The sequence below is a fragment of the Desulfobacula phenolica genome (assembly GCF_900105645.1).
Taxonomy (GTDB): Bacteria; Desulfobacterota; Desulfobacteria; order Desulfobacterales; family Desulfobacteraceae; genus Desulfobacula; species Desulfobacula toluolica.
This window is the reverse complement of the sequence record NZ_FNLL01000003.1, coordinates 378,132-399,921: the sequence shown is the minus strand read 5'-3', so window position 1 is coordinate 399,921 and position 21,790 is coordinate 378,132. Positions and strand designations below refer to the sequence as shown.

Here is a 21,790-nt window from a genome sequence, read left to right as displayed (position 1 = left end):
ACCCGGCCCTTTTCACGGGCCGGGACACTTGCAAAATTTATTTTTTCAAAAGCAATGCAACAGATTCAATATGATAGGTATGGGGAAACATATCAACGGGTTGTATCTCTTTAATATCATATTCCGGGGCCAGCATTTCAAGATCCCTGGCAAGGGTTGCAGGATTGCATGAGACATAAACAATTTTTTCAGGGCTGATGGAAAGCACCTGTTGAACAACATCCTTGTGCATGCCAACCCTTGGAGGATCAATAATCATCACATCGGGTTTTTGTTTTAACCCTGGCAGGACATCTTTGATATCCCCTTCAAAAAATTCACAGTTTTCAATTCCATTCAATTGGGCATTGAGCTTTGCATCAATAACAGCACTTTTTACGATCTCTATGCCATACACCATTTTTGCCTGATCAGACAGCCAGATGGGAATTGTGCCGGTTCCGGAATAAAGATCAATCACAGTTTCTTTGCCTGTCAAAGCCGCATAATCAGATACTTTGGCGTATAGATTTTCACAAGACCTTGTATTGGTCTGAAAAAATGAATTTGGTGAAATTTTAAACACAAATTTCCCCAGCTTTTCTTTTATATGATCTTTACCATAAAGACAGATCTCTTCTTTGCCAATGGAAACACCGGATTTGGCATCAGTAATATTGTTCATAACAGATTTAATCTGCGGATGATTTTGAGTCAGAACAGATGCAAGATCCCGGACCACATCCATTTGTTTAAAGGTGGTAACAATATTGACCATCCATGTATCAAAGGCCACCGAATGTCTGAGCATTAAAAACCGCCAGAACCCCTCGTGAGTCCTCAAATGATAAGCCGGCAGATCTGATTCTTTTATGAAAGTTCTAACATCGTCCAATATTTGGTTGCCCAGATCCGGCATAATTTCACAGCGTTTAATATCAATTACCTTATCAAAGGTGCCGGGCACATGGAGTCCAATGCCAAAATCTTTTTTAATCTCCTCATTTTCAAGTTCCCACGGCAGCAGCCATCTTTTTGAAGAACAGGAAAATTCCATTTTATTACGATATTCATAAATATTATCTGACGGGATAACGTCTTTTACCCGGACATCTTTTAACCCGCCAATATGCTGCATGGATTCCGTGACATGTCTTTTTTTATACTCAAGCTGAATATCATAACCAATCTGCTGCCATTTGCATCCCCCGCAAAAATTGCAATATTGACATTTCCCCTCTTTTCTAAGGGAAGATTCCTGTAAAATTTTTATCAGCTTTCCTTCTGCCCAGGATTTTTTCTTTTTTGTTATTTTTGCAAATACCACATCTCCTGGAATACACCGGTCAATAAAAACCGGAAACCCGTCAGGCTTTGCAAGTCCCCTGCCCCCAAAGGCCAGATCCGTGATTTCCAGTTCATAGGCCTTTCTTTTCTTAATGCTCATAATTTTTATTTCTTTTTAAATATTCTTTTTAAGTATTTAAGTTTCATCCCAAATTTTCAGAACTTGATATTATAAAGGTTTAATGGCATAAAGACAAGTTATGGAAACGACCACGCATAAAATTGAATTTATTTCCCAGGGATTTTTGCTCAAAGGGGTTCTGCACCTGCCGCAAGCTGGCCAACCACCATTAGTTGTCGGCTCCCATGGCCTTGAAGGCTCAAAAGAATCTGCAAAGCAAAAAGTTTTATCCACTCTGCTTGTAAAAAACAATATTGCCTTTTTCCGGTTTGATCACAGGGGATGCGGAAAAAGCCAGGGTGACTTTATCACGGACACCTCCCTTGAAAAAAGAACGGCTGATTTCATCAATGCGGTACAGCATGTTCTGGATCTTGGAAAAACCAGCCGAGATCTGGCTATTTTCGGGTCCAGCCTGGGCGGTTCAACCTGCATCAATGCCTGGAACACACTGTTACAAATGGATGTCCGTCTTTGCGGAGCTGTGCTGTGTTCTGCACCGGCAAAAAGCCGCACCGTTGAAAAAATTCCAACAGGTGCAAATAATGGCCGGCCTGCCCTGCCTTTAAGCTTTTTTAAAAAAAATCTTCTCTTTAACATAACAAAAAAAGCCGTGAGCCTGTCCAATGTACTGATTTTTCATGGAGATGCAGATGAAGTTGTACCGGTTTCAAATGCCCATGACATCTACACTCTGGCCAAGGAGCCCAAACGATTAATCATCCATGAAAACGGAGACCACCAGATGACATCAAAAAAAGATCAGGCTGAATTTGAAAAAGAAGCCGCAGCCTGGTTTTTACACTGCTTTAGCCAATGAAACCAGATGCCGTCTTAAGCTTTCCAATGCGCTCATGGCAAACATCTGTTTGTTCTTAAACCTGTCCTCAAAGGAAAATCGATAAGTTTTAGCCGTTGAAAAAGACGGTCCGGCAAGTCCGATACACACCATTCCCACAGGTTTGTCGTCAGTTCCTCCACCGGGCCCGGCAATTCCGGTGGTTGATATGGCAAAATCAGCACCGACTTTCAATCTCGCACCTTGAGCCATTTCAAGAGCAGTCTTTTCATGCACGGCTCCATGTTCAAGAATAGTTTTCTTTTGGACATTCAAAACATTCATTTTGGCTTCATTGGAATAAGTAACAGCGGAAAACAAAAAATAGTCCGAGCTTCCGGCAACATCGGTCACCATGTTTGAAATAAGGCCACCCGTACAAGACTCTGCAATGGCAAGTGTTTTCTTTTGTTGAGTCAACAGGCGGCCAACCTCCTGGGCAAGGGTCAAGCCCTGGTCGGACACTACTTTGTTTTCAAGCTGCGCCACCACCCATTGCTTTGCCGCTGCCATATCTGAGTCGGCTTTGTATCTGTTTTGAAAGTTAACAGATAAAATTATTTTAACCTCAATCACTGGAAAATCAGCCTTAAAGCCCAGGCGCATGCCAAAAAAATTCATGTCAAACCCGTTTAACAATGAGCCAACCTTTGATTCGGGAAGACCAAACACGGTGAGCCTTTCAATCAAAATATCCTCATTCAGATCAAATTCAGTGACCAGCACTTGTTTGATCTCTTGTTCAAACATCAGTTTCATTTCAGATGGAACACCCGGCATAAAGAAAAACATGCACTGGTTGATTTTCATATAAAACCCGGGGGCCGTGCCATTATGATTTACCAGCATGTTTGAAGTCAACGGCAACATGGCCTGTTTTTCGTTATCTTTGGTGAATTTAAAACCTCTCTTCTCAAAATAGGATTGCATGGATGCCAAAGCAGTCACATTCAATTCAAGAGCTTGACCTGAAGCTTTGCTGCAGGCAACAGCAGTCAAATCATCCCGGGTTGGCCCCAACCCCCCGGTAACAAAACAGAGATCTGTCTGCAAGGAAATATCAACAATATTTGAGGCAAGGGTGTCAAGTTCATCACCTACAGCTGTGATCTTTTGAACTTTAATGCCCAACTCTTTGAGTGCAGTACAAAGAAAGGCTGAATTTGTATCAATAATATCCCCTAAAAGAACTTCATCTCCTGTTGAAAGAATGTGAGCCATCATAATGCCTACCCCTTAAATTTTAAAAAATGCTGCATGGTTTGATGAAAAAAACGCTGGATTTTTGCGAATCCCTGATCCTACAACAACCTGTTTTTTAAATGTTTTATCCAAAAATTGTTTGACTTTGCGCCTGTCCCACCCATATGGATGTGTAAAATTTAAATATAAGGAAAGATCACCATGGTAGAACTCCTGAGTATCCAGATTTTTGGTATCTTCACTGAATTTGGGAAGGTTGAATACTGCCAGGTTCAAATAATTAATATAGGCTTTATGTGCCTTGACATATTCAAGGGTTTTAAATGCCGCAGCCTTGTCTTCAAAGCTGGTTCCAAAAAGAAGGTAAACAAAAGTTAAAATTCCTGCATGATGCAGATTTTTTAACATGGTTGACACAAGATTCAGATCCGTGCCTTTATTCATCTGATCCAGCACATCCTGGTCTCCTGATTCAAGCCCGAGCTTGAGCATGTCACACCCCGACGCTTTCAGGCCAAGACAAAAATCCAGGTCCAGAAACTCTTTTTCAAATCTTACAAACCCATACCATTTAAATCCAAATTCATTGACGGACAAAGCTTTTAAAAAAGCCGGAGTAACTGCATTATCAAGAAAATGCACATAATCAGGCTTATATGTCTTATCAATGGTTTTTAAATCCTGCAAAACCATTGATGCCCGCTGAGAGCTATAAGGACGGGTTTCAGCCTTTTCCGGGCAAAAATTGCATTTGCTCCAGTAGCATCCAATGGATGCCCTGAAAGGCAGAACTTTTCCAGGTGCAAGATACAGATCTTCTTTGACAAAATCATAATCAGGAACATAATGCCGTTTTTCAACATTTTTTTTGCCGAGAAATTCCAGCAGAGGCTGTTCCCCCTCCCCCCTTATGGTCACGTCAATCAAGTCCTTAAACGGATTATTGTAATCGGGCCGGCTCATCCAGGAGGATATCAGGCCGCCGCCCATGATAATTTGTTTGTCTTTAAAATTATCTTTTATCCATCCTGCCAGGGCAAAACTGGTCAGGGCCTGGTTCAGGTAACAAAGGGAAATTCCAATAAATTTTGAATCTGAGTTTAAAACCTGTGGCCGGACTTTGTCTTCAAAAAAACGGTAAAATGGATTCTCTTGATATTCGTTTGCGCTTTTGAGCAAATCCTTGCTGTTAACACTTGAAAGTTTGGAATCGGAATAATCGCTCAAGGTAATCTTGAACCTTTTATTGTCCACACTGATGGACAAAAGCTTGTTCAAGTCATAAACCCTTTGGTGATACCGGTCCATATTCTCATACAAAGAGGACTTTTTCAGATCAGACAAAATCTGATCCCTGTTCTTTAATGCTCGTTTTGACCATGAGTCAACAGGAACAAGATCCGAATTGATCAGGTATAAAAGCCCTTCAATATTTGCATCAAACACATGGCAGTCAAATCCATGTTCTTTTAAGGCGGAAGACAACAACGCCACCCCGGCGGGCGGTTCACACGGCTTGGCTACGGGCGGAAAAATCAACAACATGGTTAAGCATCCTAAAGCAAAGAAAATTAAAATCATCATTTTTATCACATTTGTATCAAATGCTCACCTGATAATTTTTTAATCTGTTATTTGTACTGTTTTTATGGTCTGTAAATCGTGCGGCACAAGTATGTACTCGTTGGGATTATGTAAAAACATGCATTTAAATTGCGCCAAATGCCTTGACCAGGGCTGCAATATGTGCTGATTATGATGCGCGCTTTGGCAAAGAAGAAATTTCAATTTTGTTTCTGTTTATAGAAACATTTTTCTTGACACTAAATCAAATTTTAGGTATTTTACCCAAAATAAAAAGAAAATAAAAACTATGAAAAAAAACATCTTACATATTCGCAACACACTTACCTGGTGGTGGCAAAGCTGGATATGGCTCTTGCTGCCGTCAGGCTAATCGTTCAATAAAATACAAAGAACCAAAGGCTGCGGCAGCAAAACAATTAAAATAATGTCGCAGCCTTTGTATTTTAAAAGGCTGCATCTTGATAAACAATTGCACGCCTTTTTTAATTTTAAGGAAAACAAATGATTTTAAAGCAATTTCCTGAAAAGCAAGATTTTTTAACACTTGCCAAAACCTGCAATGTCATACCTGTCTGCACCCGGATTCTTGCAGACACGGAAACACCGGTTTCAATTTTACAAAAATTTTTCAGCAAAGAAAAAGAGAGCTTTTTGCTGGAAAGTGTTGAAGGTGGTGAAAGATGGGGAAGATACAGTTTCATGGGGGTATCTGCATTTGGTAATATCAAAATATTTTCTCATGATGTTGAGATACAAACAAAAAATGAAACAAAAAAAATACCCCATTACAATGACCCGTTAGATATTATCCGAAGCTTTTCCAAAGGCTTTATACCGGCTCAAATTTCTGAATTGCCAAGGTTCTGGAGTGGATTTACCGGATACTTTACCTATGAGATGGTTTCATTTTTTGAAAAAATCCCGGTTTATCTGCCCCATGATATGCCCTATGCCCATTTTATCATTCCCGATGAAATGATTATTTTCGATAATATCAAACAAACCTTAACCTGCCTGAAAATATGTTACACAGATGGTTGCAATGATCATGAAGCCTTGTTTGAAAATGCGCAACAAGATCTTAACCAGATGCTTGAAACCATAAACACACCTTTTATACCCCAAAAAAGTGTGCAGTCCCAGGATGTTAGTTTGGAACCGGAAACCCCGGCCCAGGAATATATGACAGGCGTTGAAAAAATTAAAGAACATATTGTTGAAGGAGATGTTTTTCAGGCGGTTTATTCCCAGCCGTTTTCATGCAATGCCCATGTTGATCCCATCCTGATCTACCGCGCCCAGCGGTATATCAATCCTTCACCCTACATGTTTTTCATGAATTTTAAAGACATCATTGTTGCAGGCTCATCACCGGAAACCATGGTCAGGCTTGAAAATAATATTGCCACATTACGGCCCATTGCAGGTACAAGGCCCAGAGGCAAGACAGAGCAGGAAGACCGAAAACTTGCAGACGAACTGTTGAATGATGAAAAAGAACGGGCCGAGCATGTGATGCTCATTGATCTGGGCAGAAATGATCTGGGCCGTGTGGCAGAAGCCGGAACCGTCCAGGTTACGGACACCATGGTGATTGAACGCTATTCCCATGTCATGCACCTGGTATCCAATATCACCTGTGACATGAAAAAAGATGTGGATGCCTATGATCTGTTCAAGGCTACTTTTCCGGCCGGCACCTTGTCAGGAGCCCCGAAAATCCGTGCCATGGAAATTATTGCCAAACTTGAGAATACTCCCAGAAGGGTTTATGGTGGGGCTGCAGGGTATATTTCCTTTACCGGAAACATGGATTTTGCCATCACTATCAGGACGGCTGTCATGGAAAATGACAAACTGACGGTTCAAGCCGGGGCCGGTATTGTATATGACTCTGACCCCCAAAAAGAATTGCTGGAATGCCAAAACAAGGCAAAAAGTGTGGAAATGGCATTAAAACTTGCCCTTTCAAATAACAGCGGAGGCAGATAAATGTTAGTTGCAGTGATAGATAATTACGATTCATTCACCTTCAACCTGGTTCATTACATACTTCATACCGGGGTGGATGTAAAAGTATTCAGAAATGATAAAATATCCATTGATGAACTTAAAGCGTTGAACTTGGGCGCCATTGTTATTTCCCCCGGACCAGGACGCCCCGAAGATGCCGGGATTTCCCTGGAGGTGGTCCGGCAGTTTTCCGGCACAGTTCCCATTCTGGGTGTCTGCCTTGGCCACCAGGTGATTGCCCAGAGCTTTGGCGGAAAAATCATCCATGCCAAAAAGATTATGCATGGAAAGACATCCGTGATAAGTGCTGACGGAGAGCATATTTATTCAGGCATCAAAAAACCATTTACCGTCATGAGATACCATTCCCTGGCGGTTTGTGAAAAAAATCTTCCCGACTGCCTGATGGTGACCGCAACAACTGAAGATGGAGAAATAATGGGCATTCGCCATAAAGAACATCTCACTCAGGGGCTTCAGTTTCATCCGGAATCCTTCATGACCACAATGGGAAAAAGACTGATCAGAAATTTTATCAAAGGAGCAGCATAAGAACATGACCTTTATAGAAAATTTAAAGAAAATCATTGCAGGACAGGATCTTGACCAGGACAGCAGCGCTTCCATGCTCATGGATATTTTTTCAGGAAATATCACAGAAGCCCAGATCGGAGCATTTATGGCGGCTCTTGCCACCAAAGGAGAAACCTTTGAAGAGCTTGCCGGTGCTGCAAGAGCCATGAGACGCAAGGCCATAAAAATCCAGACCCTGTCCAAAAATGTCATTGATATTGTCGGCACAGGCGGAGATGAATCAGGATCATTCAATATTTCCACCACTACAGCTTTTGTGGTGGCAGGTGCCGGTGTGACCGTTGCCAAACACGGCAACAGAAGTATCTCAAGCCAATGCGGCAGTGCCGATGTTTTGGAAGAATTAGGGGTAAATCTGAATACAGACCCTGAAATTGTTGAGGAAGCCATTAATGAAATCGGTATCGGATTCATGTTTGCACCCATGTACCACGGTTCCATGAAATATGCAGGCAAAGCCAGACAAGAATGCGGCATCAGAAGTATTTTTAACATGCTGGGTCCCTTAACCAACCCGGCTGCGGCCAGTTGCCAGCTTTTGGGCGTGTATGCCCCGCAGTTGACAGAGATGTTTGCCCAGGCTCTGAAACTTCTGGGTGTCAGCAAAGCATTTGTCGTACACGGCCACGACGGCATGGATGAAATAACGACCACGGCACCCACAAGAATATCAGAGCTGAATAACGGCACTATCCGATCCTATGACCTGGACCCGCTGGATTTCTTTGAAGACTATGCAGCTCCTGAAGATCTTAAAGGCGGTGATGTTAAATTGAATGCAGCCATTACACTGGCCATCCTCAACGGTGAAAAAGGACCCAAAAGAGATATTGTACTTTTAAATTCCGGTGCGGCCCTGGTTGCGGCGCAAATAACAGACACAATCAAAAATGGAATTGCTTTGGCTGAAAAATCCATTGATTCGGGCAAAGCCCTTGAAAAGCTGAAACTGCTTGTGGATTATACCGGGGAGGCTGCATAATATGGGTATTGACGGATTTTTAAAACAGGTGCTGGAGATAAAATCCCTGGAAGTATCAAAAGCCAAATCCAATATCCCTTTGAACACAATTCGAAGGGAAGCCGAAAACACAAAACCTGCGGCAAGCTTTTTAACAGCCCTTCAAAAGAGCAGTCCCGATGATATCGGCATTATTGCAGAAGTTAAAAAAGCCTCTCCATCCAAAGGGGATATCCGCCCTGACCTTGATCCGGTATTGTATGCCCAAACCTATACTATGGCAGGTGCCCGTGCGATTTCCGTTCTGACGGAATCCCAATATTTTAAAGGCAGTTTAAAAGACCTGGAAGCGGTCTGTGCCAATACTGAACTTCCGGTATTAAGAAAAGATTTTACCATTGGTTCCTACCAGATTTATGAAGCAAAAAAAGCAGGTGCATCTTCGATTCTTCTGATCACCACAATTTTGTCCAAAGATCAGCTCACAGATTACATTCTTCTTGCAAGGGAACTTGGCATGGAGCCGCTGGTTGAAATCACCTCGGAAAAAGAATTTGAAATTGCCTATGACTGTGATGCAAAAGTTGTGGATATGAATAATCGGAACCTTCAAACCCTTGAAACCGACTTGAATGTCTCAAAACGAATTGCCGCAATTATTCCAGAAGATATCATCCCGGTGGAGGCCAGTGGTATTTCTTGCTTTGCAGACATTGACAACGGCCTTTCATCCAATATATTCAACTTTCTTGTTGGAGAAAGCATTGTAAAGGCCAAAGATCCTGAACTGCTTATAAAAGAACTGAGAAATATCAAGTGAGCATGTCATGATAAAAAAAGAGACAAAAAAAACAGGCAAAACGCTAACTGAAAAATTATCAAAAAAAATACCCTGGATCAAAATATGCGGACTGACTGATATTGAAAATGCCCTTGGATGTGCAAACCTGGGAGCAGATGCCATAGGTCTTGTGTTTTTTGAAAAAAGCCCCAGAAATGTATCTGTAAAAAGAGCGGCCCAAATTTCAAATGCTCTGCCGGATCATATCCTTACCATTGGGGTGTTTGTGAATGAATCCTATGAAGGTATCATGGAGAAAGTCAATGCATGCGGTTTAAAGGGAGTTCAACTGCATGGCAATGAACCCCCGGAGCTTATTGATGACCTGTTAAAAGAGAATCTTGTGGTCATTAAAGCTCTTTTTGCAACAAGAGAACCCTTTATAACCCAGGCCCCTTTATACCAAAAGGCCTCTTTTCTACTGGTTGAATATGGAAAAGGAACCCTGCCCGGCGGAAATGCGGAATCCTGGGATTATGAACTGTCCCTTCAATTGGAGACAAACAGATCGGTGGAGACAAGCACACCTTTAGTTCTTGCCGGAGGACTTCATCCGGATAACATCTGCCTGGCCATAAAAACTGCTAAACCAGCAGCGGTAGATGTCTCTTCAGGTGTTGAAAAAACTTATGGGATAAAAGATTTAAATAAGGTCAACGCTTTTATAACAAGGGTAACGGCCATGAAGGATTGACCGATACCCTTTTCCGATTTTTAATCTTAAATTTCGTCCTGATATTTAAACGCCAATCTCAGATTTGCTTTTTCTGCGTCAAGCAATCCAAGGTTCTTTATTTTCACTGCTATACTTAAATGACAAACGCATATTGGCCCTGAATTGCGTAGGCTTGCCCCCTTCTATTTTAACATCAAGTTTCTGAACTTCTGCAATCCTTAAATCCTTTAATGAGGCACTTGCCTTTTCAATGGCTTTAGTGGCTGCATCTTCCCAAGATGTGGGGCTTGAACCGACAAGATCAATAAGCTTGTAAACACTGTTGTCACCCATAATTACCTCCTGTAATAAACAAAAAAAATTAATAAAAAAAGAGGAGCATGAAAATCAGATCTTTTAAACGCTGGCCAAATTTAAGACATGGAATATTGTTGATTATATAAAACTATAAAAAATTGTCAAACCTATTTTAACCCATACTCTGAGTTAAGGCCTCCAAATTCAAAACTATCGGATAATAATATTATTTCCAGGATAGATTTTAGCATTGTCGGACATATTATTCAATTTTCGTAAGGTGTCAACACTGGTATTATACTTTTTGCTTATACTGTAAAGAGTTTCGCCTTTTTGAACTGCATGAGAAACTGAAGCCTTTTTCTCTTTTTTCACGGCCTTTTTTACCGGTATTAAAGGTTTGGATTCAACTTTTGGCGGTACTGCTTTTATCGGCAACGCTTTGGACGGTATTACTGCACCCGGCCCGGCTTTAATCTGAGAAATGCTTGTTTCAATTTTCCCCATTCTTTCTGTTAAAGAGTCAAATTTAACTAAAAATGCAGTTTCAAGTCTTGTCACCCTCTCTTTTATGGGATCAATATCCTTTACGCCGTCTGTCGATTGATCATTTGCAGATCCAAAAGAATTTTCCCCGGCTTGAAGTGCTTGTTCCAAATTTTCAATTCTCTTTTCAAGATCAGTAAAGGATGAGCTTGATGTGTTTTTTTCAACCGTTTCAGTTTTCGTATCCTGTTTAATATCCGATTTAATATCCGATTTAATATCCGGGGATCTAAAAAAAAGAAAAAACACGATAAGAGTCAACAGTAATGCCCCGAAAATGATCATCGCAAATTCATTTTTTTTTAACAGCGCGGTATTAAACTTTTCACCAGTACCCGTAACATGGGTTGCATTTTTCTTATTGGGTGTGATTTTTGCTGTTGATATCTTTGCTTCAGGTTTATCTTTGTGGTCCATCTCAAAGCTCCTGCATTAATTTTTGTTTTGAATAACCATTTAATACCATTTTAAGCTGATTTTTCAAGCTAATAAACCTCAAATGCAGATTAATTTTCATTATTGAACAATCAATCAATTGTATGATAGGGTTCTTAAGTAACAGTTATATGAAAGTCTTAAAAAATTCACACAAAGACTTTCAATCTTTGTTGTGGGCAAATCCGAATAAAACAGCTAATTTGCCCATGACTATTGTTTTGATTATATAGCAGGATACTTTCATGAAACATGACTTTAAATTTATTACAACCTCTTTTTTCATCTTCTTTTTTACCCTTTTTATACTTCTTGCCCTTTTTCATCAACCTGTTTTTGCTCAGAGTAAAACTTATACCAATAAACTTGGGATGCGGTTTGTTCTCATTTCCAAGGGAAGTTTTTTAATGGGAAGTCCTGTATTCGAACCGGGTCGCCAGTGGAATGAGAAGCGCCACAAGGTTTTGATTTCAAAAGATTTTTATATGGGCGAAACAGAAGTAACCCAGGGACAGTGGGAAAAACTGGTTGGATTTAACCCGTCCTCGTTTTCAAAACTTGGAAAATCCTTTCCAATAGATACTGTTTCATGGAACGACTGCATGGAATTTATACGAGTGTTAAATAAGTGGGAAGCAACGGACAAGTATAGACTCCCCACTGAAGCTGAATGGGAATACGCCTGCCGGGCCGGTTCCACATCAGCTTTTTCAAACGGTCCCATCACAACCTTTTCCTGTAATGAACCCGAGCCTGCCATTGTCAATATGGCCTGGTATTGCTACAACTCAGGACTGGCAAGCCCTGCAAGGGATTTCAAGCCCCACCCCGTTAAAACCAAAGCCCCTAATAAATGGGGGCTTTACGACATGCATGGTAATGTCCAGGAATGGGTCCTTGATTCATGCAAATGGCGCGACATATTAAGAGCCAGAGTAGGAGCAGTAACAACAACCTATAAGAACAACATTGTCGACCCTCTGAACAAAACGGGAAAACATAAAATAATTCGGGGAGGGGGCTGGTATCAGACAAGCAAATATCAACGGTCTGCTTACAGAAGCTATTATAAACCAAAGACAAGAAGAAACAGTTTGGGATTTCGCATTGTCAGGATGCGCTGATTTTTTTCCACAAATAAATTCCGGCTCCCAACAAAAAAACATCCCTTACCAGCAATGAAACATTGGATGCGGTATTGCTTTGACCTGAGAATGAAAAACAGCCGCAATCAAATTGATGCCCACGCAACAGATTAAATCCAATGATAAGAATAAACCCTGAAAGCAATAGATTCATAATCAAAAGTGCGGATCTTGGATATACCCCCAGGATCAGACTGAACCCGGCAACTAACTCTAAAAATGGTATGGCTATGGCCAGAAGATTGATAATGGCCCCCGGAAAAACAGCATATCCATATATTATCCCGGCAAATCCGGCAGGGTCCTCTATCTTGTGGTAACTTGCAACAATAAACGTAATGCCCAGAACCAGCTTGATGACAAAAGCAAATACTTCTGTGTAACTATTTTTCATTTTTTTCTATTTCATACCCCTTTTCCTGCCATAGCCGAAATCCGCCTGAAAACACCTTTACATCAGTATATCCCATATTTTTCAAACGTTCTGCAAACTCATGGCTGTCAGTACAGGCAACGCTTGAACAATAGACCATGACAGGCGACGACCTGTTGATCAAATTTAATAATTCAGGGAAATCATCATCAAACGTCATTAACGGGAAAGACAAGGCATGAGGAAGATGACCTTGATTATAAATTTCACTTGGTCTTACATCCAGAACGGTCCTTTCCTTTTTTTGCACCATCTGCCAAATGATGTCAGAGTTGGTTATATCAATTGAATTATTAACGGAACCGGTTTTTGAAACAGCAGAGACAACCCCTTTTGATGTCTCCCATTGGCCAAACAAAGCAATGCCGGAAGGGGAAACATAATTATAAGAAAAAGCGGTCACCAAAGCCCCTAAAACAATGATTAAAGCTCCTGTCAAATCTTTTCGGATCATCGCTGCAAGAGCCCTGATTTTACTTTTTTTAATTTATCAAACCGATGTTTTAAAACCATCAAAGTCAACCATTTTTCACAAAGCCGGGATATGTTTTCTTCAGGATAAGCGCCTTGGACTTCATGACCTTTTTTTTTGATCTTTTTTTCCATACGCTTTAAACCTGCTGAAATCTCATTAAAAGATTCCTGGTTATCCGTTTTTTGCATACATAAGAACGAATAAATTTCAAAGGCATCTTCATAATATCCCTGGCGTTCATAAATCCTTGCCAACTCAAGCGTTTGCATACTCTTACTCATGGTCTATTATCCCTTTTATCACATGATTTATCTTTAAAAATAAGTTCGTCTTCTTCAGCCATATCATGCTCATGCTTTGCCACATGTTTGATATAATCCATATCGGTTTTTAAACTTTGAATTTCATTTTCAAATTTATGATTTACAACCTCGACAGCCCGTATCTGATCCTGAATAACGGCTTCTTTTTCTTTGAGTACCTTATAATCCAAAACACCGTTTTTTGAAAAGACAATGATGCATAACAGCGCCAGAAAAATAAATATGGCGGCAAAAAGGCCTGTTTTTTCTATAATAGTCATGAATTACTATTTAGTCATTCCTTTTTTCAGCATTTTAAGTTCAGGGGTTGAAATAAAAACATTTACACTAAAGTAAAATATCATTCCAAAACATATACATCCCATCACTCCTGTTCCAAACCAAAACCTATTCCACTCTTCTTTCAGTATAAAAGCTGATGCCTGTCTGACAAGAAAAAACATTATAACAGACAGGAAAACAGATCTGCAAGCAGAAACAATGATCCCGGATTTATCAATATTCAAGGCTCCCGGCATATTGATCAACAAAAATACAAACCCTGCCATGCCGGATATTGAAACGGATAATGCAAGCCCTTTAAGCCCAAGGCTATCGACAAACAGGCAACAAAAGATCAGATTCAACACTATGCCAAGGATTCCCGAATAAAAAGGGATACGGATACTGGACAGTGCATAATGCAATGTGACAAACAACCTTATACCTGTAAATGCCCACAAGCCTGAAACCAGAAAAAACAGGCAGTCCGCTGTCTGTTGAATGGCAATGCCTTTGAACGCCCCGTGCCCAAACAATAATGCAACAATTTTTTCATCCAGGGCCATCAATCCTGCCATTGCAGGGATGGTGATAAACAGCACAAGTTTGACCCCGTTTGAAAACAGGTCTGCTATTTCATCCAAATGCCCCAAAACAGCTTTTTTTGATAATTCCGGCAGAAAAACCATAGAAAACGAGACGGCAAAAAGTGCCAATGGAAACTGTACCAGCCGGTCTGCATAATAGATAAAAGACACACTGCCTTCTTCAAGTTTTGAAGCAAAAAATGAAGCCACCATGATATTGATCTGATACGAGGCTGCACCAACCATACAGGGAACCATTATTTTCATGACTTTTAATAGTCCTATGTGAAAAAAACAAACCGATAACAGACGGGGAAATTGAAATAAAGGAATTTTAAACATCCCAAGACGGATCATAAACGGAATCTGTATGGCAAGCTGAACAGCGCCACCAATGGTAACACCGGCAGCCAGGCCTATTACGGGAATTTTTAAATAATTGGAAAAAAAAATGGCAAACACGATTAAAACAAGATTAAAAACAACAGGAGCAACGGCCGGCGCACCAAAATGCCCCAAAGAATTTAACACGCCCATGCAAAGGGCAGCAACGAGAACCAGCCAGAAATAGGGCAGCATAATTTTAAACAATATCATTGTCAGTCCGGACGTGTATGAATCACCAATAAATCCGGGTGCAATCACCTTAATGATCAAAGGGGCACAAAATATCCCGGTCAGTACAATAAAAATACCGGCCAGGGAAATAAAACAAAAAAAAGAAAAAACCATTATAACTGCCTTTGAAAGGCCTTCATTTTCAAGAGCTTTAGAGAAGACCGGTACAAAGGAAACACTCAAAATCCCTTCGGAAAGCAGTTTGCGTAAAAGATCAAAGGGCCGGAAGGCAATAAAAAAAGCATCACTTTGAAAAGATGTCCCAAAACACATGGCAATGAGGGCATCCCTAATAACCCCGAGCATACGACTGCTAAATGTTAAACTGCTTATCATTGCTGTCTTTTTTAGTATTTTTCTCACAAGTTTTCCTTGACAAAAACCAACAAACTCTATAATATTCTTAATTTGAAATATGGAAAATTTTTAAATTAAATACACTTAAATAAGGAGCTATACCAAGTTGGCTAACCATAAATCTGCAAAAAAAAGGGCTAAACAGAGTCAGGTAAGACGGCTTAGAAACAGATCTGTAAAAACCACACTCAAGAATATGGAAAAAAAGGTTCGCGCTGCAAAAGAAGCCGGGGATGACAACAGGGATGAAATCCTGAGAAAAACTCAATCTGCGATCCACAAAGCCGCTAAAAAGGGTGTTCTCCATAAAAAGACTGCTTCCAGAAAAATCTCAAGACTATTCAAGTTTATGAACACATAGTATTTATATTTTTTACTTTTGTTGATAACGACTTAAGTTATAACAAGACAGGATTTGCCTATTAATTTAATACTGCAGATCCTGTCTTTATTATTTTCAAGCTGACGTTCAAGCTAAAAATTATTCAGCATTCTGCTGATTACTTTTTCAGCACTTCTTGTGGCTATTTTCTCCACAGCATCCCTTATATTGTTTTCATCTTCGATATTATCTTCAGATACGGTATATTCCTCATCAGTCGCAAAATCCTTGACAGACCATATCGTTTCGCCATCCTTGTTCACCAGCCTCAAATCAAGGACAGCACAAACCCTCCTTTCTATAACGGATTCCGTAGTTGAACGGGATAAGGTAGAAAAGGTGATCGCATTAATGGTTCCTTTGATAACAGCTGTTGCATGGGATTCATCAACAACAGCCGTATCGGTTTTTTCAATGATCTCCCTGATCAAGGCATTGGTAAATACAACACCTGCTTCTGTTTGCAAACTATTATTATCCAGAATATTTACAGCAACTCGAGCCACATCTTTGTTAATATATCCGCCGCCTTCAAACTGGTAACCACAGGATGCAAAAACTGCAAACAAAAAACCACATAAGATCCAATTAAATTTTTTCATATCAAATAACAATATTAACAAGTGTTTGTTTTTTCTTGATCACAATAATCTTTTTGGGTTGTTTATCACCCATATATTTTTTGATCTTTTCATCAGCCAATGCTGTTTCTTTGACTACAGCATCTTCAGTGTCCGAACCAATTTTAAACTTGGATCGAAGCTTCCCGTTTACCTGCACAATAACAAGAACTTCATCTGTTTCAAGAGAGTCTTTTCTGTATTCAGGCCAGGGCTGCTCAAGAATCGACCCGGTCTTGCCCAGCTTTTCATAAAGTTCTTCACAAAAATGCGGAATAATGGGAGACAACAGCAAAAGGATGTTTTCAATACTGAACAGAATCACTTTTTTCACTTCATCGTCTACACAATCAGAATCAACAGCATACAGGTCATTTACAAGCTCCATGACAGCAGAAATGGCTGTATTAAAATGAAAGCTCTTATCAATATCTTCCGTCACTTTTTTAATGGTCTGATTTGCCTTGATATAGAGATCTTTTGCCTGTTTTGATGCAAGATCACAAGCTGAACCTTTAAAGGGTTCAATGCCATCAATCTTTTCCACCCATTCCAGAACAAACCGCCACACCCTGTTTACAAACCTGTTGCTGCCCTCAACACCATCCTCATTCCACTCAAGGTCTCTTTCAGGAGGAGCGGCAAACAAAGAGAACAACCGAGTCACATCAGCCCCGTATTTTTCAAGCAGCTCGTTGGGGTCCACAACATTTTTCTTGGATTTGGACATTTTAATAACACGCCCCACTTCAACATCACTGTTGCATCGTGTACACACAAGTTTCCCGTCATCGTTTTTCACAGCTTCTTCCGGAAAAAGAAATCCATGATCCGGACAGGTCATGGTCTCCTTGCACACCATACCCTGGGTGAGAAGCCGGGTAAACGGTTCTTTAAAATCAATCATGCCAAGGGTATGCAACACCCTCATAAAATACCGGGAATACAGCAAATGAAGCACTGCGTGTTCTACACCACCAATGTACTGGTCCACGGGAGCCCAGTATTTCACAGCTTCAGGATCAAACATGCCCTTCTCATATCGAGGGGAACAATACCTTAAATAATACCAGGAAGACTCAACAAAAGTATCCATGGTATCGGTATCTCTTTTCGCGTCCTGCCTGCCGCACGCAGGACAGGTGGCCTTGGCAAAAAAATCAAGGGTCGGCAAGGGAGACCCACCTTTTTCGAGAAGGTTGGCGTCTTCAGGCAGCCGTATTGGAAGATCCGCCTCAGGAACCGGAACAACACCGCAATCCGGGCAATGAATCACCGGAATCGGTGCCCCCCAGAATCGCTGTCGTGAAATCCCCCAGTCTCTTAATCTATAGGAAACAGTTTTCTTTCCCCTGCCCTTTTCTTCCAGCCAGTCGGTCATCACATCCATGGCTTTTGTACTGTCCAGCCCGTTAAATTCTCCGGAATTCACCATAACACCTGAACCTGTAAAGGCTTCCGGCATTGTATTGCCGTCAAGTTCTTCACCTTCCGGCTGAACCACAACCCTGATTTCAAGCCCATACTTCCTGGCAAAATCAAAATCCCTCTGGTCCCCTGCAGGAACAGACATGATGGCACCGGTTCCATATTCCATTAAAACAAAATTGGCTGTATAAATGGGAATTTTCTCAAGAGTTGCGGGATTAATGCAATACGCACCCGTGAAAACACCCTCTTTTTCATATTTTTCTATGCCTTCGGCAGATCGTTCCTGGCTTGATACTTTTTTAACAAAAGCCGCCACTTCATCTTGCGTTTTTGTCCCTTTAGAAAGGCTTTCAACCAGCGGATGTTCCGGAGCAAGACACATGAAAGTCGCACCAAAAACCGTATCCGGCCTTGTGGTAAACACCACAAGATCTTCATCCCTGCCATGGATTTTAAATTTCAATTCAGACCCGACGCTCCTGCCGATCCAGTTTTTCTGCATCACAGTTACTTTATCGGGCCATCCCGGCAACTGATCACAATGGACAAGCAAATCCTGAGCATAATCCGTAATTTTGAAAAACCATTGCCACAACTTTTTTTGCTGAACCGGCCGGGAGCATCTCCAGCATTTATCCTGTTCAACCTGCTCATTGGCAAGAACTGTCTGGCATTTTTCACACCAGTTTACATAAGATTCTTTCCGATAGGCCATACCTTTTTCCAGCATTTTAAGAAAAAGCCATTGCTCCCATTTATAATATTCCGGACGACAGGTTGCTATTTCACGGTCCCAGTCATATGAGAACCCCATCTTCTTGAGTTGCGCACGCATGGCACTGATATTGCTATATGTCCAGGCTGCAGGGTGTGTGTTATTATCAATGGCTGCATTTTCAGCGGGCATGCCAAATGCATCCCACCCCATGGGATGGAGAACATTAAAGCCTTTCATCCGTTTGTACCTGACAACCACATCACCAATGGTATAGTTACGCACATGACCGATATGGATTTTACCGGAAGGATAAGGAAACATTTCCAATAGATAATATTTTTCTTTTGAAGGGTCTTCAGTAACTTTAAAAAGTTGATTTTCCTTCCAGTATGCCTGCCATTTTGGTTCTACCAATTCCGGATTATACCGCTCCTCCATTACCTTACTCCTTGTGAAAGCTTCTTCTACAGTGAAATACAATTTCTTTAATTTTGAGTTTTAATAGATGCCATAATCAACGGCAAATAGCAAGAAAATCAAGAGAATTCTGTGTTTGGATTTTTCTTTTCTTGAGGGACATCCAAGCGTTGGATGAGGTCGGACCTAAAGTTCGGAAGTTGACAGGCAATGAAAAATGCTATGCTATCTATATGTTTAAACGCTTCTTTAATTCGGCATTAAACAAAGAGATGTCTTTTCCAAGCAATAACCGGATATTTGCTTTCAAGTTTGCCGATTCAACAAATTCTCCAGCAATTTTAAAACCGGGAATATCTTGAGCCAATTTTTGAGCATCCTTGTAATAGCCAGGGGCATAATAAATTCTTGTAGACGGATGATTAAAATGGTTTGCATTTAAAGGAACACCAACATTAAATCCTTTTTGTTCAAAATAAATACTTACTCTTTTAGCCATACGATAAATTCCGTTGCCGTTTAACACTTCAATATTCAAACGACCATGATTTAAACTGTCACGATTCAAATGTTCATTTTCTGCATAAAAGACATCTATGGGATAAGTTTCAATAACGGTTAATGAAGGTTTGCCAACTTTATCTAAATTTTGAGATGCCACCACCTCAGCTTCCGCCCTGGTTTGATATTTTCCAAACCGCACCCGATAATAGGGTTTGTTTTTTTCTATTTTTGTTATATACGGCCTATCATATCCTTTTTTTATGGCTTTTTTCAAAACCTTGATGGCGGCATTAACATCATAATAGACACCAAGCTGTACTGCGTAATAATTGGTTTCAATTTTTATTTCAACAGGCGTTTCAACAGGTGAGGTTTCCAATTGTCTGTCACCCAACCTATCCGTTATTTCGGTTGTTTTTTTCCGGGTAACTTGCTTTGTATCGAGAGTAGAAGTTAATATATCCTGCTTTTCAGGTGTGTAAGAATCCGCTGTAAAAGAATAATCTTGTCCTAATTTTGCCTGGGCCAGAGCCAGATTATTTTGATAAATCTTATTTTCCGAATTGATTGCAATGGCCTTTTCAAAGGCTTTTAATGCTGCCTTAAAATTTTGTTTCAGTAAATTTGAATAACCGATGTTGTTATACACATAATCCAGTTCTGGATTTATTTTCAGGGCGTTATGATACGCCTCAATTGCCGAATCATGTTGTTTTAAAAAATCATAGGAAACCCCGAGGGCATTATAAGCATTATAAAATTCAGGATCTGTTTTTAATACTTTTATAAACTCTTCAACAGCAATTTCATGCTGATTTTGTTTTTGGAAATGCCTTGCCAGTTTGTACTGATTTTCCGCATAATCTGTAACAGGTTTCACAGTGGATATAAATTGTTTAAAATCTTTTTCATCTAACTTATCAACGGTTTTAAACATGTTTGAATCAGTGACAAATGAGAACCAGTTCTTCATGGCAGCACAGCCTGAAAGAATAAAAAAACAGCAAAAAAACAACAAACATCCCATGAATAATTTTGACATTTGATTTCGAATTACCATTTTTTGTTCTCCCATATTTAAATTTATCATCATCATTTTAAATTGATTATTGCTGTTTTAACCTGCATTTTTTAAGATTCTCATTGGCTAACACATAAAATCTGGGACTCAGTTCAATTGCTTTTTCAAAACATTCTGCTGCTTTGGTTGTATTACCGTTTTTTAAATACCCCACCCCTATATTATTGTAGGCCGAAGCTTTGGTTCCCCCTTTTTCAAATGCTTCAAGGGCGTTATCATAAAGTTCCAATGCCACAAATGCCCGTCCCAGATTATTGTAAACCTTTTTACTGTTATAATTTGATCTCAAGGCCTGATAAAATGAATCCACAGCATTTTTATACCTGCCGTACATATAAAGAGAAACACCCATATTATTATGGATATACCCGGCATCAGGCTTAATGGTCAAAGCGGTCTTATATTCTTGTACAGCCAGGTCATATTCTTTTTTTAAATCATATAAATTGCCCAAATATGCATATGAACGCCATAAAAGAGGATTCAAATCAACGGCTTTCTCAAAATTCAATTTCGCAATATGATATAATTTGTTTTTAAAATTAACCCGTCCCATGCCTTCGTGGGCAAGCGCAAAGTCAGGTTGTTTCTGCAAAATCAATTTAAATATTTTTTGAGATTCCTCATTTCTGCCTCCGCCAAGAAGAGATACTCCTTTTTTATATTCAACCCTTATATTATCCTTGTTTTTTTTCAAAGAATTTTCATACTGCATATACGCCATAAAATACTTGCCCTTTGAAAGCAGGGCATCCCCTAATTTTTCATATTCATCCGCATTAATTTCAGGCAGTTGTTTGTTTTCAATGGACTCTGAAAGAGCTTTGTAGCGAACCTGTGGGATATCCCTTATGTGATCCTGAGAAGGATTGCCATAGGTTACACGGGGTTCAACCATAACCGTTTTTGAGCCACAGCCGGTCAAAAAAAAACAAATTAAGGGAACGATAATAATTGCAGATCGTTTTATCATTTTTAAAATCATAAGCCTCCTGGTTTT

The 21,790-nt window shown here is 40.1% G+C and carries 22 protein-coding genes; 8 read left to right on the top strand and 14 right to left on the bottom strand.

Translation table 11 applies throughout. The features are described from left to right. Window positions 1-37: 37 nt before the first annotated feature. Entirely contained in the window at window positions 38-1,426 is a 1,389-nt protein-coding gene (gene rlmD / locus BLT94_RS06745) for a 23S rRNA (uracil(1939)-C(5))-methyltransferase RlmD (RefSeq protein WP_092231893.1), read from the bottom strand. A 100-nt stretch (window positions 1,427-1,526) separates the two neighbouring features. Here rlmD and BLT94_RS06740 point away from each other — a divergent pair, with 100 nt between their 5' ends. After that, a complete protein-coding gene (locus tag BLT94_RS06740; RefSeq protein WP_092231890.1) occupies window positions 1,527-2,267 on the top strand; it encodes an alpha/beta hydrolase in 741 nt (246 codons plus the stop codon). Here BLT94_RS06740 and BLT94_RS06735 read toward each other — a convergent pair. Both BLT94_RS06735 and BLT94_RS06730 read right to left on the bottom strand, forming a co-directional pair. Next, complete coding sequence (locus BLT94_RS06735; RefSeq protein WP_092231887.1) at window positions 2,247-3,509, bottom strand: CinA family nicotinamide mononucleotide deamidase-related protein; 1,263 nt, start codon at window positions 3,507-3,509, stop codon at window positions 2,247-2,249. The genes BLT94_RS06740 and BLT94_RS06735 overlap by 21 nt on opposite strands. A 12-nt stretch (window positions 3,510-3,521) precedes the next feature. Next, window positions 3,522-5,033: a B12-binding domain-containing radical SAM protein gene (locus BLT94_RS06730; protein WP_092231884.1), complete on the bottom strand. Its 1,512-nt coding sequence runs from the start codon at window positions 5,031-5,033 to the stop codon at window positions 3,522-3,524. A 543-nt stretch (window positions 5,034-5,576) separates the two neighbouring features. On the opposite strand from BLT94_RS06730, the gene trpE reads away from it, so the two are divergent. Genes trpE through BLT94_RS06705 form a run of 5 tightly spaced genes read left to right on the top strand, consistent with a single transcriptional unit; the run spans window position 5,577 to window position 10,178 of the window. Then, complete coding sequence (trpE, locus tag BLT94_RS06725; RefSeq protein ID WP_092231881.1) at window positions 5,577-7,067, top strand: anthranilate synthase component I; 1,491 nt, start codon at window positions 5,577-5,579, stop codon at window positions 7,065-7,067. Next, on the top strand, window positions 7,068-7,640 hold the full coding sequence (locus tag BLT94_RS06720) for an anthranilate synthase component II (protein WP_092231879.1): 573 nt from the start codon (window positions 7,068-7,070) through the stop codon (window positions 7,638-7,640). Window positions 7,641-7,644: 4 nt separating this feature from the next. Continuing rightward, window positions 7,645-8,664 carry an anthranilate phosphoribosyltransferase gene (trpD, locus tag BLT94_RS06715; RefSeq protein WP_092231876.1) on the top strand — a complete coding sequence of 340 codons (1,020 nt, stop codon included), beginning with the start codon at window positions 7,645-7,647 and terminating at the stop codon, window positions 8,662-8,664. A 1-nt stretch (window position 8,665) separates the two neighbouring features. Continuing rightward, complete coding sequence (trpC, locus tag BLT94_RS06710; RefSeq protein ID WP_092231873.1) at window positions 8,666-9,463, top strand: indole-3-glycerol phosphate synthase TrpC; 798 nt, start codon at window positions 8,666-8,668, stop codon at window positions 9,461-9,463. Between the two features lie 7 nt (window positions 9,464-9,470). After that, window positions 9,471-10,178 (top strand): phosphoribosylanthranilate isomerase, encoded by a 708-nt coding sequence (locus tag BLT94_RS06705; RefSeq protein WP_092231870.1) that lies wholly within the window; start codon window positions 9,471-9,473, stop codon window positions 10,176-10,178. 78 nt (window positions 10,179-10,256) lie between these two features. On the opposite strand, the gene BLT94_RS06700 is transcribed toward BLT94_RS06705, so the two are convergent. Further along, window positions 10,257-10,493 (bottom strand): dodecin family protein, encoded by a 237-nt coding sequence (locus BLT94_RS06700; protein ID WP_092231867.1) that lies wholly within the window; start codon window positions 10,491-10,493, stop codon window positions 10,257-10,259. 174 nt (window positions 10,494-10,667) lie between these two features. Further along, window positions 10,668-11,420, bottom strand: coding sequence for a LysM peptidoglycan-binding domain-containing protein (locus tag BLT94_RS06695; RefSeq protein ID WP_092231864.1), 753 nt, complete (start codon window positions 11,418-11,420; stop codon window positions 10,668-10,670). A 263-nt stretch (window positions 11,421-11,683) separates the two neighbouring features. Between BLT94_RS06695 and BLT94_RS06690 the strand changes: the two genes are divergently transcribed. Continuing rightward, the gene (locus BLT94_RS06690; RefSeq protein ID WP_092231861.1) at window positions 11,684-12,562 is read left to right on the top strand and encodes a formylglycine-generating enzyme family protein; all 879 of its coding nucleotides are present in this window, start codon (window positions 11,684-11,686) and stop codon (window positions 12,560-12,562) included. Here BLT94_RS06690 and BLT94_RS06685 read toward each other — a convergent pair. From BLT94_RS06685 to murJ, 5 genes are read right to left on the bottom strand one after another with little or no spacing between them, the layout of a single operon-like run. Beyond that, a complete protein-coding gene (locus BLT94_RS06685) occupies window positions 12,549-12,977 on the bottom strand; it encodes a MauE/DoxX family redox-associated membrane protein (RefSeq protein WP_092231858.1) in 429 nt (142 codons plus the stop codon). The genes BLT94_RS06690 and BLT94_RS06685 overlap by 14 nt on opposite strands. After that, window positions 12,967-13,470: a rhodanese-like domain-containing protein gene (locus BLT94_RS06680; RefSeq protein WP_092231855.1), complete on the bottom strand. Its 504-nt coding sequence runs from the start codon at window positions 13,468-13,470 to the stop codon at window positions 12,967-12,969. The genes BLT94_RS06685 and BLT94_RS06680 overlap by 11 nt, the downstream gene beginning before the upstream one ends. Next, window positions 13,467-13,772 (bottom strand): hypothetical protein, encoded by a 306-nt coding sequence (locus tag BLT94_RS06675; protein ID WP_139168995.1) that lies wholly within the window; start codon window positions 13,770-13,772, stop codon window positions 13,467-13,469. The genes BLT94_RS06680 and BLT94_RS06675 overlap by 4 nt, the downstream gene beginning before the upstream one ends. Further along, a complete protein-coding gene (locus BLT94_RS06670) occupies window positions 13,769-14,074 on the bottom strand; it encodes an FtsB family cell division protein (protein ID WP_092231850.1) in 306 nt (101 codons plus the stop codon). Before BLT94_RS06670 ends, BLT94_RS06675 begins: the two co-directional genes overlap by 4 nt. A gap of 6 nt (window positions 14,075-14,080) precedes the next feature. Beyond that, window positions 14,081-15,643 carry a murein biosynthesis integral membrane protein MurJ gene (murJ, locus tag BLT94_RS06665; RefSeq protein WP_139168994.1) on the bottom strand — a complete coding sequence of 521 codons (1,563 nt, stop codon included), beginning with the start codon at window positions 15,641-15,643 and terminating at the stop codon, window positions 14,081-14,083. A 100-nt stretch (window positions 15,644-15,743) separates the two neighbouring features. Between murJ and rpsT the strand changes: the two genes are divergently transcribed. Beyond that, window positions 15,744-15,998 (top strand): 30S ribosomal protein S20, encoded by a 255-nt coding sequence (gene rpsT / locus BLT94_RS06660; RefSeq protein ID WP_014957735.1) that lies wholly within the window; start codon window positions 15,744-15,746, stop codon window positions 15,996-15,998. A gap of 113 nt (window positions 15,999-16,111) precedes the next feature. On the opposite strand, the gene lptE is transcribed toward rpsT, so the two are convergent. From lptE to BLT94_RS06640, 4 genes are all read right to left on the bottom strand, one after another. Beyond that, the gene (gene lptE / locus BLT94_RS06655) at window positions 16,112-16,621 is read right to left on the bottom strand and encodes an LPS assembly lipoprotein LptE (RefSeq protein ID WP_092231844.1); all 510 of its coding nucleotides are present in this window, start codon (window positions 16,619-16,621) and stop codon (window positions 16,112-16,114) included. Window position 16,622: 1 nt separating this feature from the next. Next, complete coding sequence (leuS, locus tag BLT94_RS06650) at window positions 16,623-19,226, bottom strand: leucine--tRNA ligase (RefSeq protein WP_092231842.1); 2,604 nt, start codon at window positions 19,224-19,226, stop codon at window positions 16,623-16,625. Window positions 19,227-19,434: 208 nt separating this feature from the next. After that, window positions 19,435-20,769, bottom strand: coding sequence for a LytR C-terminal domain-containing protein (locus BLT94_RS06645; protein ID WP_175530295.1), 1,335 nt, complete (start codon window positions 20,767-20,769; stop codon window positions 19,435-19,437). Window positions 20,770-20,815: 46 nt separating this feature from the next. Then, complete coding sequence (locus tag BLT94_RS06640) at window positions 20,816-21,775, bottom strand: tetratricopeptide repeat protein (RefSeq protein WP_092231836.1); 960 nt, start codon at window positions 21,773-21,775, stop codon at window positions 20,816-20,818. Window positions 21,776-21,790 lie beyond the last annotated feature (15 nt).

Bases quoted from the DNA above. Each gene is read 5' to 3' on its own strand.
- BLT94_RS06705 (WP_092231870.1), top strand. From the start codon at position 9,471: ATGATAAAAAAAGAGACAAAAAAAACAGGCAAAACGCTAACTGAAAAA.
- trpE (WP_092231881.1), top strand. From the start codon at position 5,577: ATGATTTTAAAGCAATTTCCTGAAAAGCAAGATTTTTTAACACTTGCC.
- lptE (WP_092231844.1), bottom strand. From the start codon at position 16,621: ATGAAAAAATTTAATTGGATCTTATGTGGTTTTTTGTTTGCAGTTTTT.
- BLT94_RS06735 (WP_092231887.1), bottom strand. From the start codon at position 3,509: ATGATGGCTCACATTCTTTCAACAGGAGATGAAGTTCTTTTAGGGGAT.
- BLT94_RS06670 (WP_092231850.1), bottom strand. From the start codon at position 14,074: ATGACTATTATAGAAAAAACAGGCCTTTTTGCCGCCATATTTATTTTT.
- leuS (WP_092231842.1), bottom strand. From the start codon at position 19,226: ATGGAGGAGCGGTATAATCCGGAATTGGTAGAACCAAAATGGCAGGCA.
- BLT94_RS06685 (WP_092231858.1), bottom strand. From the start codon at position 12,977: ATGAAAAATAGTTACACAGAAGTATTTGCTTTTGTCATCAAGCTGGTT.
- BLT94_RS06695 (WP_092231864.1), bottom strand. From the start codon at position 11,420: ATGGACCACAAAGATAAACCTGAAGCAAAGATATCAACAGCAAAAATC.
- BLT94_RS06730 (WP_092231884.1), bottom strand. From the start codon at position 5,033: ATGTTGTTGATTTTTCCGCCCGTAGCCAAGCCGTGTGAACCGCCCGCC.
- BLT94_RS06675 (WP_139168995.1), bottom strand. From the start codon at position 13,772: ATGAGTAAGAGTATGCAAACGCTTGAGTTGGCAAGGATTTATGAACGC.
- BLT94_RS06690 (WP_092231861.1), top strand. From the start codon at position 11,684: ATGAAACATGACTTTAAATTTATTACAACCTCTTTTTTCATCTTCTTT.
- trpD (WP_092231876.1), top strand. From the start codon at position 7,645: ATGACCTTTATAGAAAATTTAAAGAAAATCATTGCAGGACAGGATCTT.
- BLT94_RS06720 (WP_092231879.1), top strand. From the start codon at position 7,068: ATGTTAGTTGCAGTGATAGATAATTACGATTCATTCACCTTCAACCTG.
- BLT94_RS06680 (WP_092231855.1), bottom strand. From the start codon at position 13,470: ATGATCCGAAAAGATTTGACAGGAGCTTTAATCATTGTTTTAGGGGCT.
- BLT94_RS06700 (WP_092231867.1), bottom strand. From the start codon at position 10,493: ATGGGTGACAACAGTGTTTACAAGCTTATTGATCTTGTCGGTTCAAGC.
- trpC (WP_092231873.1), top strand. From the start codon at position 8,666: ATGGGTATTGACGGATTTTTAAAACAGGTGCTGGAGATAAAATCCCTG.
- BLT94_RS06640 (WP_092231836.1), bottom strand. From the start codon at position 21,775: ATGATTTTAAAAATGATAAAACGATCTGCAATTATTATCGTTCCCTTA.
- BLT94_RS06740 (WP_092231890.1), top strand. From the start codon at position 1,527: ATGGAAACGACCACGCATAAAATTGAATTTATTTCCCAGGGATTTTTG.
- BLT94_RS06645 (WP_175530295.1), bottom strand. From the start codon at position 20,769: ATGGTAATTCGAAATCAAATGTCAAAATTATTCATGGGATGTTTGTTG.
- rlmD (WP_092231893.1), bottom strand. From the start codon at position 1,426: ATGAGCATTAAGAAAAGAAAGGCCTATGAACTGGAAATCACGGATCTG.